The 18153-nt window shown below is 40.1% G+C and carries 13 protein-coding genes; 6 read left to right on the plus strand and 7 right to left on the minus strand.

Annotation, left to right across the window (positions count from 1 at the left end; all coding sequences use genetic code 11):
- Positions 1 to 15: 15 nt before the first annotated feature.
- The 5 genes from B1202_RS01025 to aspA form a co-directional block, all read right to left on the minus strand.
- The gene (locus B1202_RS01025) at positions 16 to 1482 is read right to left on the minus strand and encodes an adenylate/guanylate cyclase domain-containing protein (RefSeq protein WP_078188672.1); all 1467 of its coding nucleotides are present in this window, start codon (positions 1480 to 1482) and stop codon (positions 16 to 18) included.
- Positions 1483 to 1543: 61 nt separating this feature from the next.
- Positions 1544 to 1978, minus strand: coding sequence for an HIT domain-containing protein (locus B1202_RS01030; protein WP_067762788.1), 435 nt, complete (start codon positions 1976 to 1978; stop codon positions 1544 to 1546).
- A gap of 223 nt (positions 1979 to 2201) precedes the next feature.
- A complete protein-coding gene (gene mfd, locus B1202_RS01035; protein WP_078189200.1) occupies positions 2202 to 5669 on the minus strand; it encodes a transcription-repair coupling factor in 3468 nt (1155 codons plus the stop codon).
- Between the two features lie 179 nt (positions 5670 to 5848).
- Positions 5849 to 6205 (minus strand): hypothetical protein, encoded by a 357-nt coding sequence (locus tag B1202_RS01040; protein WP_078188673.1) that lies wholly within the window; start codon positions 6203 to 6205, stop codon positions 5849 to 5851.
- 333 nt (positions 6206 to 6538) lie between these two features.
- Positions 6539 to 7987 (minus strand): aspartate ammonia-lyase, encoded by a 1449-nt coding sequence (aspA, locus tag B1202_RS01045; RefSeq protein ID WP_078188674.1) that lies wholly within the window; start codon positions 7985 to 7987, stop codon positions 6539 to 6541.
- 423 nt (positions 7988 to 8410) lie between these two features.
- Between aspA and putP the strand changes: the two genes are divergently transcribed.
- Positions 8411 to 9913, plus strand: coding sequence for a sodium/proline symporter PutP (gene putP, locus B1202_RS01050; RefSeq protein ID WP_078188675.1), 1503 nt, complete (start codon positions 8411 to 8413; stop codon positions 9911 to 9913).
- 63 nt (positions 9914 to 9976) lie between these two features.
- Here putP and B1202_RS01055 read toward each other — a convergent pair whose 3' ends face one another.
- Positions 9977 to 10471 (minus strand): Lrp/AsnC ligand binding domain-containing protein, encoded by a 495-nt coding sequence (locus tag B1202_RS01055; protein ID WP_078188676.1) that lies wholly within the window; start codon positions 10469 to 10471, stop codon positions 9977 to 9979.
- A 133-nt stretch (positions 10472 to 10604) separates the two neighbouring features.
- Here B1202_RS01055 and putA point away from each other — a divergent pair, with 133 nt between their 5' ends.
- The 4 genes from putA (at position 10605) to B1202_RS01075 (ending at position 16637) form a co-directional block, all read left to right on the plus strand.
- Positions 10605 to 14336, plus strand: coding sequence for a trifunctional transcriptional regulator/proline dehydrogenase/L-glutamate gamma-semialdehyde dehydrogenase (gene putA, locus B1202_RS01060; protein WP_078188677.1), 3732 nt, complete (start codon positions 10605 to 10607; stop codon positions 14334 to 14336).
- Between the two features lie 229 nt (positions 14337 to 14565).
- A complete protein-coding gene (trmA, locus tag B1202_RS01065) occupies positions 14566 to 15648 on the plus strand; it encodes a tRNA (uridine(54)-C5)-methyltransferase TrmA (RefSeq protein WP_078188678.1) in 1083 nt (360 codons plus the stop codon).
- A 252-nt stretch (positions 15649 to 15900) separates the two neighbouring features.
- On the plus strand, positions 15901 to 16125 hold the full coding sequence (locus tag B1202_RS01070; RefSeq protein WP_078188679.1) for a hypothetical protein: 225 nt from the start codon (positions 15901 to 15903) through the stop codon (positions 16123 to 16125).
- A 263-nt stretch (positions 16126 to 16388) separates the two neighbouring features.
- A complete protein-coding gene (locus B1202_RS01075; protein WP_078188680.1) occupies positions 16389 to 16637 on the plus strand; it encodes a hypothetical protein in 249 nt (82 codons plus the stop codon).
- 56 nt (positions 16638 to 16693) lie between these two features.
- On the opposite strand, the gene B1202_RS01080 is transcribed toward B1202_RS01075, so the two are convergent.
- Positions 16694 to 17470, minus strand: a complete 777-nt coding sequence (locus B1202_RS01080) for a phosphodiester glycosidase family protein (RefSeq protein ID WP_228145116.1) — start codon at positions 17468 to 17470, stop codon at positions 16694 to 16696.
- Between the two features lie 135 nt (positions 17471 to 17605).
- On the opposite strand from B1202_RS01080, the gene B1202_RS01085 reads away from it, so the two are divergent.
- On the plus strand, positions 17606 to 18142 hold the full coding sequence (locus tag B1202_RS01085) for a lecithin retinol acyltransferase family protein (protein WP_078188681.1): 537 nt from the start codon (positions 17606 to 17608) through the stop codon (positions 18140 to 18142).
- The last annotated feature ends 11 nt before the right edge of the window (positions 18143 to 18153 follow it).

Raw genomic sequence — 18153 nt, forward strand, 5'->3', positions numbered from 1 at the left:
AATGTATATGTGAAATTAAGAGTGAGATTCAGTTTTTTTGACTTCTTCGATCACTTCATCTTCTAAATTCAGCTTAACAATACCAGCAGAGTTGGTCATTTTTTGCTGAGTTTGTAAGCGTTGAATCATACGTTCTAAAACATGTATTAGTTCAGGATATTCAAAGTTTTGTACTTCATCTAAGTTCAACAATAGATTAAAGCCTTTATATTCGTAGTCGAACCAACGTTGATAATCTGTTTTCTGTGAGGTGTATTTTTCCATCACTTGCCAAGTACGTACTGGGCCTTTGATACCTTTTAAGAAGATCGGTGCTTTGGGTGCACATAAATAGTCATTTTTCACTAAATGATGCGTATCGTCTGAAATCAAAATTTCGTCGACTTCAGCCGCACTTTGCAATCGTGCAGCCAAGTTCGCATCACGACCAACGATGGTATAAGCCATACGGTGAGCCGCACCATAGTTCCCAACGTGACAATACCCTGTAGAAATACCCATACGAATGTGTAGCGGCGGATAACCCATTTTAATCCAACGTTCACGCAGCAACTTCATTTGCTGACGCATGACCATTGCCATCTCTAAACAAGTTTTTGCATCCTGCTCTACGCCTTGGCTATGTGGATCACCAAAGAAAATTAGAATTGCATCCCCCATAAATTTATCGACAGTCGCTTCATACTGTTTGGCAATCTCAGTCATATGGCTCAAATAGTCATTGAGTAGAAATGCTAAATCGTCTGGGATTAATGTTTCAGAAAGTTCTGTGAACCCTTGGATATCTGAAAAGAAAATCGTGAGTTTTTTACGTTTATATTCGATTTTAGCTTCAGACTCACCTTTCATTATCGATTGCCAAAGTTGCATTGGCGCATAACGACTCAATTGATTGGCGAATTCCATATAACGATTCATCTGATCATAATAATGGTTCTTTTTATTGCTTAAAGACTGAACTTGGGTATGTTGATAAAAAGTCCCCACACTGAAATAGGTAATGAGGCATAAAAAGCCAAGAACGGTTAATTCACTGCTGGTTGACTCAAAATACTCTTGAAAACCAAAGACATAAATATTACACAAATAAAATACAGTGACGCCTACAATCCCTGCCAAGGACATCATTAAGAAATTGATTTTGTTATAAATGGTTGTATATAGCAGCGCAAAGACCGCAAGAAAAGTTAAAACAAGGCTTAAATGTACTGCAGACATCAGTACAGCAATAACGATGATATCGATCAGAAAAAGTACATTGCGTTTAACTTGATTACTATATCGATAAATTAGCCAATGAGAAAACTTGGGAACAACTAAAATCAGAAAAAATAAAAATGCAGGAATGTAGATTTGATAATGCGTATCTGGTTGAGTGTAGTGATAGACAACAATCACCAAAGACAGCATAATATATCCCATCAAACGATGAAAATATTCAAACTGTTTAGGCTCTTTGCTGATTAAATTGTCTAACGGCACTCGATCGCCCCCATACGGACACTCATTCTTCTACTATCCTGATATTGTCCGTAAATCGGGATTAGTCCATACGCCAATCAAAAGGCATATCGCCTTGACCACGTAGTGCAAGCATTAGTGTTTGGCGCATGTGTGCCAAGACATCATTGTTATAAGGAACTGCTGGCGTACCCCAAACTGGTTTCGGCCAAGCCACATCATTTTGATAGCGTACTACATGATGAAAATGTAATTGTGGAACCATATTACCCAATGCAGCTACATTCATTTTGTCTGCACGGAATACACGTGACAATTGGCTTGATAACCAGCTTGATTCACGTAAAAACTGTTCTTGGTCTGCCTGACTTAATTCATAAAGCTCTGTAATTCCCGGAACACGTGGAATCAAAATAAGCCACGGGAATTGCATATCATTCATCAAACGACATGTTGACAGAGGAAAGTCGCCTACATAAAACGTATCTTGAGCAAGTTGTGGATGTAAACTAAACATATCTTTATAAATGATGCAAAATTAGAATGATGGCTAATACTATCACATCCTTATGGGTGTGAATATTCTGTACAGAACGTTTCATTACAAATAAACTGCATTTGAATAAAACGTTGCGTGCTTATGACTCTAATAAATTTTTCAAAAAAATCAAGCGTTTCTTCTATATAAAAAACACTCATGAAAATCTACTCATTATAAACAAGCAATTTATACGCCAAATCTATTGATTTGGCGCCAATTCCTTCAGCAAACAGTCTAATAAGTCATTTATAAATTGAATCCGTTTGTCATATTCTTCGAGCATGACCATCACTTTTAAACGCTGTCCACCTTCCATTCGGAAGAAAGTCGGATGCTTTTGCATCATTTGGATGATGGATATGGCTTGAACTGGTGTATCTGGTGAGAATTCAATACTGCCGCCATGTGAGCTTATATCAATTTTTGTGATACCCAATTGTTCCGCTTTTAAACGCAACTGATGGACAGAGAATAACTGCTTGACTGCTTGCGGCGGCAAGCCGAAACGATCAATTAACTCCATACGAATGTTATCGAGTTTCTCTTGAGTATCCGTATTACTAATGCGTTTGTAGAACAATAACCGTTGATGTACATCGCCCAAATAATCATCTGGAATTAAGGCTGGCATATGCATGCTAATTTCAGCCGTTAATGACAATGGAGAGTCAAAGTTAGGCGTTTTACCTTTTTGAATGGCTTTGGTGGCTTTTTCAAGCATTTCCATATACAGGCTATAACCGATGGTTTGCATTGAGCCACTTTGCTGTTCACCCAGCAACTCACCTGCGCCACGAATTTCTAAGTCTTCTGTAGCCAACATGAAGCCCGCACCCAAAGTCGATGCACGAGAAATGGCATCTAGGCGTTTTTCAGCATCACCTTTTAAACCTTTAAGCGAAGGCACAAGTAAATATGCATAGGCTTGATGGTGCGATCGGCCGACACGACCACGTAATTGATGCAACTGTGCTAGTCCCAGTTTATCTGCACGCTCAATCAAAATGGTATTGGCGTTTGGCACGTCAATCCCAGTTTCAATAATGGTTGAACACACCAGCACGTTATATTCTTTATGATAGAACTGCTGCATGATTTGCTCTAGCTCACGCTCACGCATTTGACCATGTGCTACCGCAACTCGGGCTTCAGGAACCAATTCACGTAGAGTTTCTGCCGTACGTTCAATGGTCTCCACTTCATTATGCAAGAAATACACTTGCCCACCACGTAACAGTTCACGCAAGATGGCTTCTTTGATCGAATCTCCAGTGTGTTCTTGCACAAAGGTTTTCACAGCAAGACGACGTGCAGGTGGCGTTGCAATAATAGATAGATCACGCATACCACTAAAAGCCATATTCAGCGTACGTGGAATAGGCGTTGCAGTTAGCGTCAGCATATCGACATCGGCGCGTAAAGCTTTAATTCGCTCTTTATCACGCACACCAAAACGGTGCTCTTCATCCACGATCATTAGACCGAGATTTTTAAATTGCACACTTTCCTGCAAGATTTTATGTGTGCCAATCACGATATCCACTTTGCCTTCTGCGAGGTCTTCAATGGTTTTGGTATGTGATTTTGATGAACCAAAGCGTGAAAGGACTTCAATACGTACAGGCCAGTCCGCAAAGCGATCTTTGAAAGACTCGTAGTGCTGCTGCGCCAACAACGTGGTTGGAACAAGTACAGCCACTTGTTTGTTATTTTGTACTGCCACAAATGCAGCACGCATGGCCACTTCTGTTTTACCAAAACCGACATCACCACAAACCAAGCGATCCATCGGCTTCGCTTGTTGCATGTCATACAGTGTCGCTTCAATAGCATTGGCTTGATCTAGGGTTTCCTCATAGGCGAAGCCACTGGCAAACTGCATATAGAGACTTTGATCCAGTTCAAATCCATAACCCGGCTTCGAGTGACGACGTGCTTGAATATGTAAAAGTTCTGCCGCCACATCATGGATCTGCTCTAAAGCTTTGCGTTTGGCTTTAGACCATGCATCTGTGCCCAATTTATGTAATGGTGCTAGATCTGGGTCACCACCACTATATCGGCTAATTAAATGCAGATTTGTCACAGGGACATACACCTTGGCTGCATCGGCATAGTCTAACTGCAAAAATTCATGGTCTTGGTCATCGATACTCAAGGTAATTAAACCTGCATATCGCCCCACACCATAATCAATATGAACCACTGGTGCGCCAATACTGAGCTCGGTTAAACTGCGAACAAGGAACTCTTCTGATACTTCCTGTTGGCGTTTACGACGACGTTGAACCACACGGTGTTCATATAGCTGATTTTCAGAAATTACACTGAGTTTGTCAGTTAGCAATAAACCACGATCTAAGGGCGCATTGGTGATCGCAATCGCATGCATAGAATGCATAAAATCATCAAAACTTTCGACCGTTGGGATATCACCCAAACTTGGACGCAATGCATCTTTTAAAGTTTCACGTCGACCAGCGCTTTCAGCCACTAAAAGCACTGGATAATTTGCCGCATCAATATATTGCTTAACAGCAGAAAATGGCTTTTCACGTTTTGGATCGACAGGTAATCGGGGTGGAATCTCAGCTGCAAGATTGATCACGCCATTGCGTTCATCAAAAGCCTCAGGCGAAGCCACAATACGACGGCAGAGATTTAATTGTTCTAACACTTGATTTGGTTGTAGGAAAATCTGCTCTGGCGGCAAAATCGGTTGGTCGACATTATGACGACGGTCTTCATAACGACGCACAATGTCTGACCAAAACTGAATCAATGTGTCATCTATGGCTCTATCTGTAATTACAATGCCATTATCAGGTAAGTACGAAAATAGCGTACTTTGCTCTCTCATGGCTTGTTCAGAGAAGAACAACGGAAAATAAAACTCAATACCCGGTGAAGCTATGCCATCTTGTACATCCTGATAAATTGGATTTTTCTTTGGATTTGCCGTCGGAAAATTTTCCGCATATCGATCACGAAACAGTGACCGCGCTTCTTTTAATGGAAATTCTTTTGCAGGTAAAACCGTAAAATGATCTAAGTTTTGGGTTGTTCGCTGCGTTTCAGGATCAAAGAATTTGAGGGTATCGATTTCATCATCAAATAAGTCAATACGAATCGGTGAACTTTGTCCCGAAGCGTAAATATCCATGATGCTGCCGCGCACTGCAAATTCACCATGATCATAAACGGTATCCACCAAGTGATAGCCCGCTTGTACTAATCTTAATTTTTGTTGTTCGATATCAAATTTTTGACCCACTTTAATATCAAAGTGCTCACCCAACACCCAAGATGCCGGTGCAACTCGCTGCGCTAAGGTTGTTGCCGAAACCAACAACACGCCTTGCTGTGGCATATTAGACAAAATCGCCAAGCGTTCAGAAACGATGTCTTGATGTGGCGACAGTCGGTCATAAGGTAAAATTTCCCAATCTGGGAAAATAGTTGGCTTAATTCCGTAAAATTCCAGCTCACTTTCTAACTGCCCGAGATGCTGATTATTACGAGCAACAATCACAAACAACTGTTTGGATTGTTTGCTAATTTCTTTAAATAATAATGCAGCAGATGAGCCTTGTAAGTTTCCGACCCACCGCTTTTCGCCAGCTTTAAGCTGTTTAAGATTGAGTTGTGAAATTTCTTGCTGGAACATGATGTAAATAGCTTTTAATGTTTTAATCACTTGGTGATCATATTAACACGATGCTTTTTACATTCCGAGATTTAAGCAACTATATACAGTGTTTTAACCAATATGGATTTGCGATTGTATTTTCTATTGATGAGTACCCTTAACACACACATCAAACTCAAACACTGCAGTACATTCACTTACTTACGATCACGGATGAATTGACGATAATAATCATTCAATAGTTTGACATAGTGTTTAAATTTCAACAGATTTTCTTCAGTATTGCCTAATCGTGCAACAAAGCGTTGATTTGCAATTTCCAAGTCTATTTTTTCATTGATAATCATTGCAGTCGCATAAAGCTGTTTTAAATCATCGAAATTCGTCATTTTTCTATTCGACAAATATTCCATACGTTCAGACAAAGTATTTAAAACCACGCCTTCAATGACATAGCCCTGAGTTTCATCATATTGAATGTGGTGTTGTTCTAAGTAAAGTTGCTCAGGCGACTCTTTAGCACCTTTGAATAAATCGACTAATTTATTAAACATCAGACTATCTACAACACGATAAAAACCTATTGTACTTCGATTACGTCCTTTTTTGGGCAAGTTAAAGCTTTTCTGACTTTATCTATGCACTAAATTTTTCATCCAAACCTTCATGACTATATATAGAACTATAATTACTATCCTAAGCAAATATAGCGTCCTATTCTCAACCAATACTTACTTTTAGAAATTAAGTTCCTATTAGAGAATTAACACATCACTGCCATCAGATTAGTTCTCTAGCTTTACCACAGATTTCTTCAAATAAAAAACGAAGGATTAACCTTCGTCATTTACCCATCATTTAGCTATTTAAAAGTCCTAAATAAGCATTTAACTCACTTGAGCCAATGGCATACTAAATGGTGTCACTTCAGAAACTAAATTTTCAATAGAGAAAATTTCATCCAATTGACTTTCAGTTAACAGCTCTTGCTCTAACACCACTTGGCGAATGGTTTTATTTTCCGCAATACATTGCTTACCGATTTCATCACATTTTGCATGACCTAAATATGGATCGAGTAAGGTCACGATTCCTACACTACGCATGACAGCATCAAAACATGCTTGCTCATTTGCCAGAATCCCTTGTATGCATTTGCTGTCTAATGTTTTCACCGCATTCACCAATAGCTCAATCGATTCATTCATGGACAATGCAATCACCGGCTCCATGACATTTAATTGTAATTGCCCTGCTTCTGCGGCTAAAGTGATGGTTAAATCATTCCCCATTACTCGAAATGCAATTTGGTTGACCACTTCAGGGATCACAGGATTGACCTTTGCAGGCATGATCGACGAACCTGCTTGTAACTCAGGTAAACGAATTTCCGCTAAACCTGTTCGTGGCCCCGAACTTAAAAGACGTAAGTCATTACAAATTTTAGAAAGTTTGACAGCTAAACGTTTTAAGCAACTCGATAATAAAATAAATACGCCACAATCGCTGGTTGCTTCGACATAGTCTTCTGCACCTTGCAATTTTAAACCAGTCAAATGAGCTAGATTTTCAACGGCCTTCGCTGCATAACCCGCAGGAGAATTCACGCCAGTACCAATTGCCGTCGCACCTAAATTAATTTCCAATAAAAGCTGTCGATTTTGCTCAATCAACTTCAAATCTTCTTTTAATAATGTTGCAAATGCTCGAAATTCTTGCCCCAAAGTCATCGGAACTGCATCTTGTAACTGTGTACGCCCCATTTTGATGACATGTTTAAACTCATCAGATTTTAGATGTAAACTTCCAATAAGTTGATTTAACACCACAAATAAAGCATCAAAAGCACTATATGTCGCTAGACGTAGTGCTGTTGGATAAACATCATTGGTGGATTGTGACTTATTGACATGGTCGTTTGGATGAATCCGTTGATAACTGCCTTTTGCATCTCCGAGCGACTCAAGGGCAATATTGGCAATGACTTCATTGGCATTCATATTGATCGATGTACCAGCTCCCCCTTGATAAATATCAATTGGAAATGAATCTGCCCATTGTTCTGGATGATCAATCAATGCATCACACGCCTGCTGAATCGCTTGGCGAATATCATCTTGTATTAAGTTAAATTGGTAATTGGTTTCTGCTGACGCTTTTTTTACCTGAGCAATAGCGCGTACAAAGTTTAAATTTTGTCCGACATGCTGCTTTGATATTTGAAAGTTTTCGATGGCACGCAATGTATGTATGCCGTAATAACATGACTGCGGGACTGCTTTATCCCCCAATAAATCATGCTCTATTCTCGTTTTTTCCATTTGAACCGTTGTCACTGCGCATTCCCTCTAATTACGCACCAAGACTGTGCATACCTCATATTCAACCTGTTCAAATCATCTCACTACAGATGATGTGATGCACATTTGCAACCAAATATTTCAAATGCACATTTCTTGTTCATTATGTAACATTGTGTAATTTTTGCCTAATTTCATCAGTTCTCTTTTTGTGATGAGAAGTCTTAGGCAGATTGACTTACCAAAATTTAAATTCCCTTCTGGACAACATTTCAGCAGCACAATAAAAAATTCGATTTGTAATAAGAAAAAATAGTATTTACACAAAATATACATAAAATATGCTTAAAGGTTACAGAGTGTAATTTTTAAATCGTGCTTGAATCTGCGACTTACGACAGAAGTACAAATTTTCATCTAGGACAGAGATGATTTGCTTTCATTAAGGACGAACCGCCTATGAGCCATTTAAACCCGACATTAGTCACCTTTATTTTTTATATTCTTGCAATGCTTGCCATTGGTTTGTATGCCTACAAAGCTACGCATAACTTTGACGAATACATTTTAGGTGGACGAAGTTTAGGAAGTGTTGTGACTGCACTTTCAGCAGGTGCATCCGACATGAGTGGTTGGTTACTCATGGGTCTCCCTGGTGCAATTTATCTATCTGGTCTTTCTGAAGCTTGGATTGCAATCGGCTTAATTATCGGTGCTTGGTTGAACTGGCTGATCGTTGCAGGTCGCTTGCGTGTTCATACCGAATATCAAAATAATGCCCTGACCCTGCCCGATTATTTCACAAGCCGTTTTGCAGACCGTAAAAAGATTTTACGTATCATTTCAGCTGTAGTGATTTTAGTTTTCTTTGCGATTTACTGTGCTTCTGGCATGGTGGCTGGCGCACGACTTTTCGAAAGTTTATTCGGTTGGAACTACACAACAGCACTGTGGATTGGTGCCATTGCAACCATCAGTTATGTCTGTATTGGTGGATTTTTAGCGATTAGTTGGACCGATACTTTCCAAGCGGGTCTGATGATCTTTGCACTGCTGATTACACCGATCATCGCCTACCTTGCTTTAGGTGATAACAGTCAAAATCTTGCTGCTATTTTAGAAACAGCTCGCCCGCAAGCTTCCAATTTATTTGAAGGTTTAAGCACAGTTGCGATTTTATCCAGCATGGCGTGGGGCTTAGGCTATTTTGGTCAGCCGCATATTTTGGTTCGCTTTATGGCAGCCGATTCTGTTAAATCCATTCCGAATGCACGTCGCATTGGTATGACATGGATGATCCTGTGTCTAGGTGGTGCTGTAGCTGCGGGTTATATCGGCATTGCTTACTTCCAAGTTCACCCAGAACTAGCAAGCGTCGTTAATGCCAACCCTGAAACGGTATTTATGGAATTGACTAAAATTCTATTCAATCCGTGGATTGCAGGGATTATTTTAGCCGCAATTTTAGCTGCGGTGATGAGCACACTTAGCTGTCAGTTATTGGTATGTTCAACAACCTTGACGGAAGATTTGTACAAAGGATTTATTCGTAAAAACGCATCGCAAAAAGAATTGGTTTGGATTGGACGTGCGATGGTCTTGGCAATTGCTGTATTTGCAATCACCTTTGCAATGAACCCTGCAAGTAAAGTTTTAGGCTTAGTGGCTTATGCATGGGCAGGTTTCGGTGCTGCATTTGGCCCACTGATTATTCTTTCATTGCTGTGGAAACGTATGACGCTTAACGGAGCAATCATTGGCATGATCGTGGGTGCTGTGACTGTCATCGTGTGGAAAAACTACTTAGGCCACCTTGGTTTATACGAAATCATTCCAGGCTTTATTTTCTCTGCGATCAGTATCGTTGTCGTGAGCTTATTGGGCAAAGCACCAGACGCGGATGTGGTTGAACGCTTTGAAAAAGCCGAAGCGCAATATCAGAAAGAAATGTCTGAAATCTAAAAATTTTTGACACTAAAAAGGGGCTAAATGCCCCTTTTTTTATACTCGACTATTGATGATTAGCTACTTCGGCCTAGCCGCAGGTTTCAGTTTAATTTGCATACTTTCTTTGATCACTTCCATCACAGGATAACTACGCGTTTCCTTGATGCCAGGCAGTTGCCAAAGCACCTGCCCTGAAATTTTTCTAAATTCTTCCATATTTGCACAGCGTATTTTCACTACAAAATCAAAACCACCGCTGATCATATGACATTCTACGATTTCTGGAATTTGACGCACTGCATCTGAAAAATCTTCCAATACATTGGGCGTGGTTTTATCTAGTAAAATCTCTACAAAAACTACAAATCCATTGTTGAGTAAGACCGGATTTAAACGTGCTTCATAGCCTAAAATAAAGCCTTCTTTAGATAATTTTTGCACACGTGCCAACGCCGCAGTGGGTGATAAATTTACCATTTCCGCAAGCTTAATATTGGACAATTTTCCGTCTTCTTGCAGAAGCTCTAAAATACGAATATCTATACGGTCTAAGCTCAAATATGGGCTAGTCATCTGAATTTTTCTCTAAATATTATTAAAACTATAGTGAGTTATTCGCTAAATATTCTGTGATGATAAATTAAATAAAGGATCAAGCTCAAGATTTATTTGCTCGTCATAGAACTTTGACATGGAAAATTGAAACATGAATGGAAAAGTATTTGAAGTCACGGGAAGCGATGACTACATCACTGAATTTAAAGACAAGAATAGCTTTGAACAATCGATTAATACAGCATGGCGTCGTGCTGAAACTGAGTGCATTGAAAACTTATTAGCACACAGTGAAATCCCTTCCCCGATCAGCGATCAAATTCAACAATTGGCTTTTGACTTAGCCCATTCATTACGTGAACGTAAAAGCGGTACAGGTAAAGCAGGCATTGTACAAGGCTTGCTACAAGAGTTTTCATTGTCTTCTCAGGAAGGCATCGCGCTCATGTGTTTAGCTGAAGCGCTACTCCGTATTCCAGACAAAGCAACACGTGATTTACTGATCAAAGATAAAATCAACCAAGGTAACTGGAAAGATCATGTTGGCCAAAGTAGCCTCATGTTCGTAAATGCTGCTGCTTGGGGCTTAATGCTGACGGGCAAACTGATGGAAACCCCTCAACAAAAAAGTCTGTCTAGCCTATTGACGGGTATTTTAGCACGCAGTGGTCGTGGCATTATCCGTAAAGCTGTAGACGTGGCTATGCGTATGATGGGTGAACAGTTTGTAACAGGTGAAACCATCAATGAAGCGCTTAAACATGCAGAAGTATTAGAAGATAAAGGCTTCCGCTATTCATATGACATGTTAGGTGAAGCAGCATTAACTGAACCTGATGCAGAACGTTATTATCAAGACTATACCGATGCGATCCACGCGATTGGTCAAGCTTCTGAAGGTAAGGATGTTTATAACGGCGCAGGCATTTCGATCAAATTATCTGCCCTACACCCACGCTACCAACGCTCACAGATCGACCGTGTACATAACGAACTTTATGGCAAAGTGCTTGAACTTGCTGTATTAGCCAAGCATTACAATATTGGTCTAAACATTGATGCTGAAGAAACTGACCGTTTAGAAATTTCTTTGGAACTACTTGAACGCCTGTGTTTTGAGCCTAAATTAGCGGACTGGAAAGGTATTGGATTTGTGATTCAAGCCTACCAAAAACGCTGTTTCTATGTGGTCGACCATATTATTGACCTCGCAAAGCGTAGCCAAAAACGTTTAATGATCCGCTTAGTGAAAGGTGCATACTGGGACAGCGAAATTAAGAAAGCGCAAATTGAAGGTATGAGTGACTATCCTGTATTTACGCGCAAAGTTCATACCGACCTATCTTATATTGCATGTGCTAAAAAACTCTTGGCAGCGCCTGAGCAAATTTATCCTCAGTTTGCAACACACAATGCGCAAACCGTTGCTACGATCTACCAATTAGCACAGCCAGAGCTTTACTATCCAGGCCAGTATGAATTCCAGTGCCTTCACGGCATGGGTGAACCCCTCTATGAACAAGTGGTGGGTTCGAAGTCTGACAACAAACTGGGTGTGCCATGTCGTATTTATGCACCAGTGGGTAACCATGAAACCTTGTTGGCCTATTTGGTACGACGTTTACTAGAAAATGGTGCGAATACCTCTTTCGTTAACCGTATTGCAGATAAAAATTTAAAAATTGAAGATTTAATTGAAAATCCAAGACAGACGATATTAGCGACAGCAGAAAAAGAAGGTATCACTGGCGCTAAGCATCCCTCTATCCCATTTCCGCAAGATTTGTATGGCACAGAACGTCGCAACTCAAAAGGACTCGATTTAGCCAATGATCGAGACTTATCTCAGCTCAACACCACGGCAGTACAGCATGCACATACCCAGTGGCATGCTAGTGCAATGGGTGCTAATTTAGAAGAAATTCATACTGCAAGTATCAACATTACAAACCCTGCAAACCGTAGTGATGTGGTCGGCAGTGTCAGCGAAGCCAGTTTAGAACAAGCGGAAATCGCTCTCAATAATGCGGTAAATGCCCAAGGTTCATGGAAAGCTTTAGCCAAAGATCAGCGTGCAGCATGCTTAAACCGTGCGGCGGATTTGATGGAAGCACAATTGCAATCTCTCATGGTGTTGTTATCACGTGAAAGTGGTAAAACTTATGCCAATGCTATTGCTGAAGTCCGTGAAGCGGTAGATTTCCTGCGTTATTATGCAGCTCAAATGATTGATCTAGCAGAGAATACGCAAATTGAACCCCTAGGTACTGTGCTGTGCATTAGCCCATGGAACTTCCCGCTTGCTATTTTCACAGGTCAAATTGCTGCAGCCTTGGTTGCAGGTAATACCGTGATTGCCAAGCCTGCTGAACAAACGCCTCTGATTGCTGCTCAAGCTGTACATATTTTATGGGAAGCAGGTGTTCCGTTTGATGTATTGCAACTTCTCCCTGGCCGTGGCGAAACCATTGGGGCCAAACTCAGCGCGGACTCACGTGTCCAAGGCATCATGTTTACAGGCTCCACTGAAGTCGCACGTATCTTGCAAAAGACCGTGGCACAGCGTTTAAACCAATTTGGCGAAAGTGTGGTTTTGATTGCTGAAACTGGTGGTCAAAATGCCATGATTGTTGACTCATCAGCATTGACAGAACAAGTGGTATTGGATGTCGTTAACTCTGCCTATGACAGTGCAGGTCAACGCTGTTCTGCCCTGCGTATTCTCTGTGTGCAAGAAGATAATTTGGACGTAGTCCGTACCATGTTACAAGGTGCGATGAAGCAACTTCGTGTCGGAAATCCTGCACTTTTAGCAACTGACATTGGCCCAGTGATCGACCTTGAAGCACAGCAAAATATTGAAAAACATATTGAAAAGATGCGTAGCAAAGGCTATCCCGTACATCAAATCATGTTTAATGCTGATGGCAATGCGTTAAGTACGGGAACTTTTGTTGCACCAACTTTGATTGAACTGCCAAATTTAAATGATTTAGAACGTGAAGTTTTTGGGCCAGTATTGCATTTAATCACCTACAAATATGGTGAGATTGAAAACCTATTAACGCAAATTAATGCCAAAGGTTATGGTTTAACCATGGGCTTGCATACACGTATTGATGACACGATTCAAAAAGTTATCGGTCATGCAGAAGTCGGCAACCTGTACATTAACCGTAATATTGTAGGTGCAGTAGTCGGTGTACAACCTTTTGGCGGCGAAGGCTTATCGGGTACAGGTCCAAAAGCGGGCGGTCCTTTATATCTGTACCGTTTAATGCATCAAGTTTCTGAGAAAAAACTAGCTTCACCGTATGCAGCTCAGGCAGAAACGCAAGCTGCACACTTCCCTGCATATGAGGCTTTTAACACTTGGGCGAAGCAGCATTTTTCAGGCACTGCTATTCAAGCACCGCAGGCCATAGCCGCTGGACAAAGTTTTGAGCTACAAGGCCCAACTGGTGAAAACAACCAATATGCCATTTTGGCACGCAAGGGTGTGCTTTCATTGGCTAATAATGATACAGATCAACTGCATCAAATTGCTGCGATTTTATCGGTGGGTAGTCAGCCCGTGGTACTTGCAGACAATACTTTTGTGTTGAAACACTTAAATAGCATGCCAAAAGTCCTCGTAGACCAATTTAAAGTGATCACGGATCTTTATCATGGCAATTTTGATGCGGTTTTACATCATGGTGAAAAAGCTGAGTTATTAAAAATTCAACAAGTCATCGCGTCTCGTGAAGGTGCAATTATTGGCATTACACATTTAGCTTCAGGCCAATATGACATCCCTGTAGAACGTTTCGTGATTGAGCGGGCAATCAGTGTCAATACAGCGGCAGCCGGTGGTAATGCCAGCTTAATGACAATGAATTAAACACTGAATTGAACTCCAACTAATCAGTTCCTCACTTAGCTCAATCTTTATGAATGTTCCATAAAGATTGAGCGTTTTTTTAACTTCCCCTATATAAAAGTTCTGTTTAGCGCATTCAGACTCATCTTCTCTACAGATAAATACAGCCAAAAGTGGAATTAATTTAGTCTTATAAGGTGAATTTTGCTAACATGACTTTTTTTAATATGTTTGCGATTTTTTACTGCATATGACTTCAACTTATCAGCAACAACTTGATGCCAAAGTTGCCCGCATTACGGCTCAATTTTCAGAATACAACCCTCCCTCTTTAGAAGTTTTTCCTTCTGCTGAACAAAACTTTCGTATGCGAGCGGAATTCCGAATTTGGCATACTGAAAATGATATGTTCTATGCAATGTTTGAACGCAATGCAGACAATGAAAAACAAGTTGTAGAAATTAAAGATTTCCCTATTGCAGATAAAAGCATTAATGATTTAATGCCCGTATTATTAAATGAACTCAAGGCGCAAGAGATCTTATCGAGCCGTCTATTTGAGGTTCATTTCTTAGCGACGCTGAAAGGTGAAATGCTGGTTTCATTGGTTTACCGCTGCCCACTCAATGCTGAATGGGAAGTTGCTGCCAAAGCCCTATCTGAAAAGCTCAATATCAAGATTTATGGTCGTAGTCGTGGTCAGCGCGTGATTTTAACTGATGACTATGTGGTTGAAGAACTCCAAGTGTTTGACCGTAAATATCAGTACAAGCAAATCGAAAGTAGCTTCACACAGCCAAATGCCGGTGTATGTCAAAAAATGCTGGAATGGGCATGTCAGGCTGCCGATCACTCAGACCAAGACTTACTTGAGCTTTACTGTGGTAATGGTAATTTCACGCTGCCTCTTTCAACACGCTTTAATCGCGTTTTGGCAACAGAATTAGCCAAGTCTTCAGTCTATGCCGCACAGTGGAATATTGAGCAAAATGGCATTGATAATATCCAAGTCGCTCGTCTATCTGCTGAAGAGTTCACCCAAGCCTACAATGCTGAACGTACATTCCGCCGCCTTGAAGAAGCTGAAATTGAAATTTCAAGCTATAACTTCGATACGGTATTCGTCGATCCACCGCGTGCAGGTATCGATGATGAAACATTAAAACTGTTACAACGTTTTGAACGCATTATCTATATTTCATGCAACCCAGATACTTTGCATGACAATCTCAAACTGCTTTCACAAACGCATAAAATCAGCAAATTTGCCTTGTTTGATCAGTTCCCTTATACACACCATGTAGAGTCTGGCGTGTTTCTTGAGAAGATTTAAACAAATTATTTCAAGTCATGTTACTGTCATAAAAGGAGCTTTCTAAAAGCTCCTTTTTTATATGCTAAAAAAGCTATATTTTTTCGCCACATGCAGTGCAATTGATGCCTTGCTATATCAATTAGGCAAAGATTCTAAAAGTCCAATCGAAAAAATGATCATTCAACTGGCTAAAATATCACTTTAGTAGTCTTGCTTTATTTATTGGATTGGTTATATTTCGTCCTATGTTAGGTCGCAAATGAAGGCTCTATGAGTTTTTGGCATAAGTTGTTCGCTAAAGAACAGCAAAACGGGCATAAGAATCAAATTGCCTGTGTTGAAAATGATTGCTCTTGTAAAACCAATGAACAGCTTATTGCTGCTCTTACAAAGGCAACGGATGAAGATGTTATCCTCGGTATTAAAAAAGTACTCGCTTCGCGCGGTTATAGCCGTAAGGAATTAAATGAAATCCAGCATCTACCTCTACAGTAGAGTCTGAACATTCAATGTTCAAACAAGGCATTCTGTTTTACAGAGTGCCTTTTTCATTTTTAGTCTAATCAAAAGTATGCCGCTTATTTACAGATCAGGTTTTGTGGATTGGCCACATCGCTATTTACAGCTTTTATGCTATGCTCCAAGGCATCTCAGTGATGTCTAATTTTTAAACACACGACAATAAAACCTAATATTGCATCAAATAAGAGGCAGATGACCTCTAAACAGCATTGATATAAAAAAATAAAGGAATGAACATGAATAAATTAACAAGTTGCCTTATTGCCTGCTGCATACTTAGTCTAAGTGCTTGTAGCCAAATCCCCAAAGAATGCGAAGAATCTTGGGATAAACTCGAAGCCCTATCGAAACAAATGGGCTTAAACGAAGAGCAAATCAAAGAACAGAAAAAACAGTTTGAAGAAAGTATTAAAAAACAATCTAAAGAACAAGCCATTCAAATGTGCCAAACCCAAAGTACCTTTTTAGGTTTAGTCGGCAAATAAACAGTAGTCTCTATCAATCTAAACACTGTACAGATGAAGCCAGATTATTCGGGCTTTTATTGTTTGCATCGAGATGCTGTTGTATACGCTACAATTGGCCCTAAAGGTTTCAAACTCGAATCATGTCTATTTAACACTTGGATATCTGCACTAGACACAGATCCATCTAAATACAAGGCATTGTTAATCGATAATTGCTGCTTGAAATATTGTGCAAATGCATAAAACGACACGCCTTCACGACTGATCACAAAATACAACTTGCCGTTCTTGATCCCCACGCCATTGCGGATTTTCAATGAATCTGACTGTGGGATAAAGTTTGAATTGATTTTTCCATCTACCACCAGCATCGGGCCTGACTGCGTCGCATAACGTGCATTAAAATTTGTGGAAGCATATTTTTGTGTAGTTAATATCACCGCTTGCTTGGCATTCCATGCTAGAACACCATTCGGCTGAATTAAAAAATTACCAAAGCCTCGTGTTGCACGATTCAAGGCTTTTTTCTGCACTCCATTTTCAACGTAAAGACCAACAGGCGCTAAATCTGCATGATACATCCCTGCATTCATTGCGAAGCTCATCGTATTACACTTACGCGCTAATGACTGCTTTAAACGCTGTAGGTCTCGATATGGCTGCTGCTGTGTATCATATAAATAGAGCTTTAGTTGACTCAGATCGGAAATTTCAACGATATCTACTGCAATGGGCTGACTGACACGTTTTGCTTGAATATTGGCATAGGAAATACTCGGTGAGAAAATCAGACCGAGCAGCATCATAAAGCGCATTTTTTTAAACATTGATGTTAAATGAAGACCAAGCATGACCCTATCCATAGTGCACGTTAAAAATCGAACAAATTTTAGCTAAATCATCGCTAAAATAGTCGATTAATTCACAGATTAAAAGTAGACTAATCTTTAAAAATAATTCGGATTTAAAGTAGGACTGGTAAATTCATGCGTGTGCAGAAAGATGGTTTTCCTCTTGGAACACATCTGATTGTTAAACACTTCGGTTATAGCCATCATGGCATATATGCCGGCCGCGGTAGAGTCATTCACTACTCTGGTTTTGCACACCTTTTCAAAAAACATCCGATTGAAATGACTTCTATCGAAAATTTCAGTCACGGCAAAAAAATCATCGTTCAGTCTTACAGCAATCCAAAATTCAAAGGCCGTAAAGTGGTGCGTCGTATGCGCTCACGTATGCATGAAAACAACTATCATCTTATTATTAATAACTGTGAACACCTATGCACATGGGCCATTACTGGTGTTGAAAGTAGTCCACAAGTATTCCGTATGATGAACCGACTCACCACGATTGGTTATGTCAGTTCTCTAATGAGCTTCATGAGTAGTATGATGCTAACCGTGACCACTACTTGCTTTGCACTGGTGTTCTATATCAAAAAGAAACTGCGCGAAAAAGCCAAAATGCAGATGCCGGTTTATACCTATTTAAAGCGTGAAGAACATAAGAATCGTTAATTCACTCCAGC

The sequence above is a fragment of the Acinetobacter amyesii genome, assembly GCF_002018365.1.
Classification (GTDB): Bacteria; Pseudomonadota; Gammaproteobacteria; order Pseudomonadales; family Moraxellaceae; genus Acinetobacter; species Acinetobacter amyesii.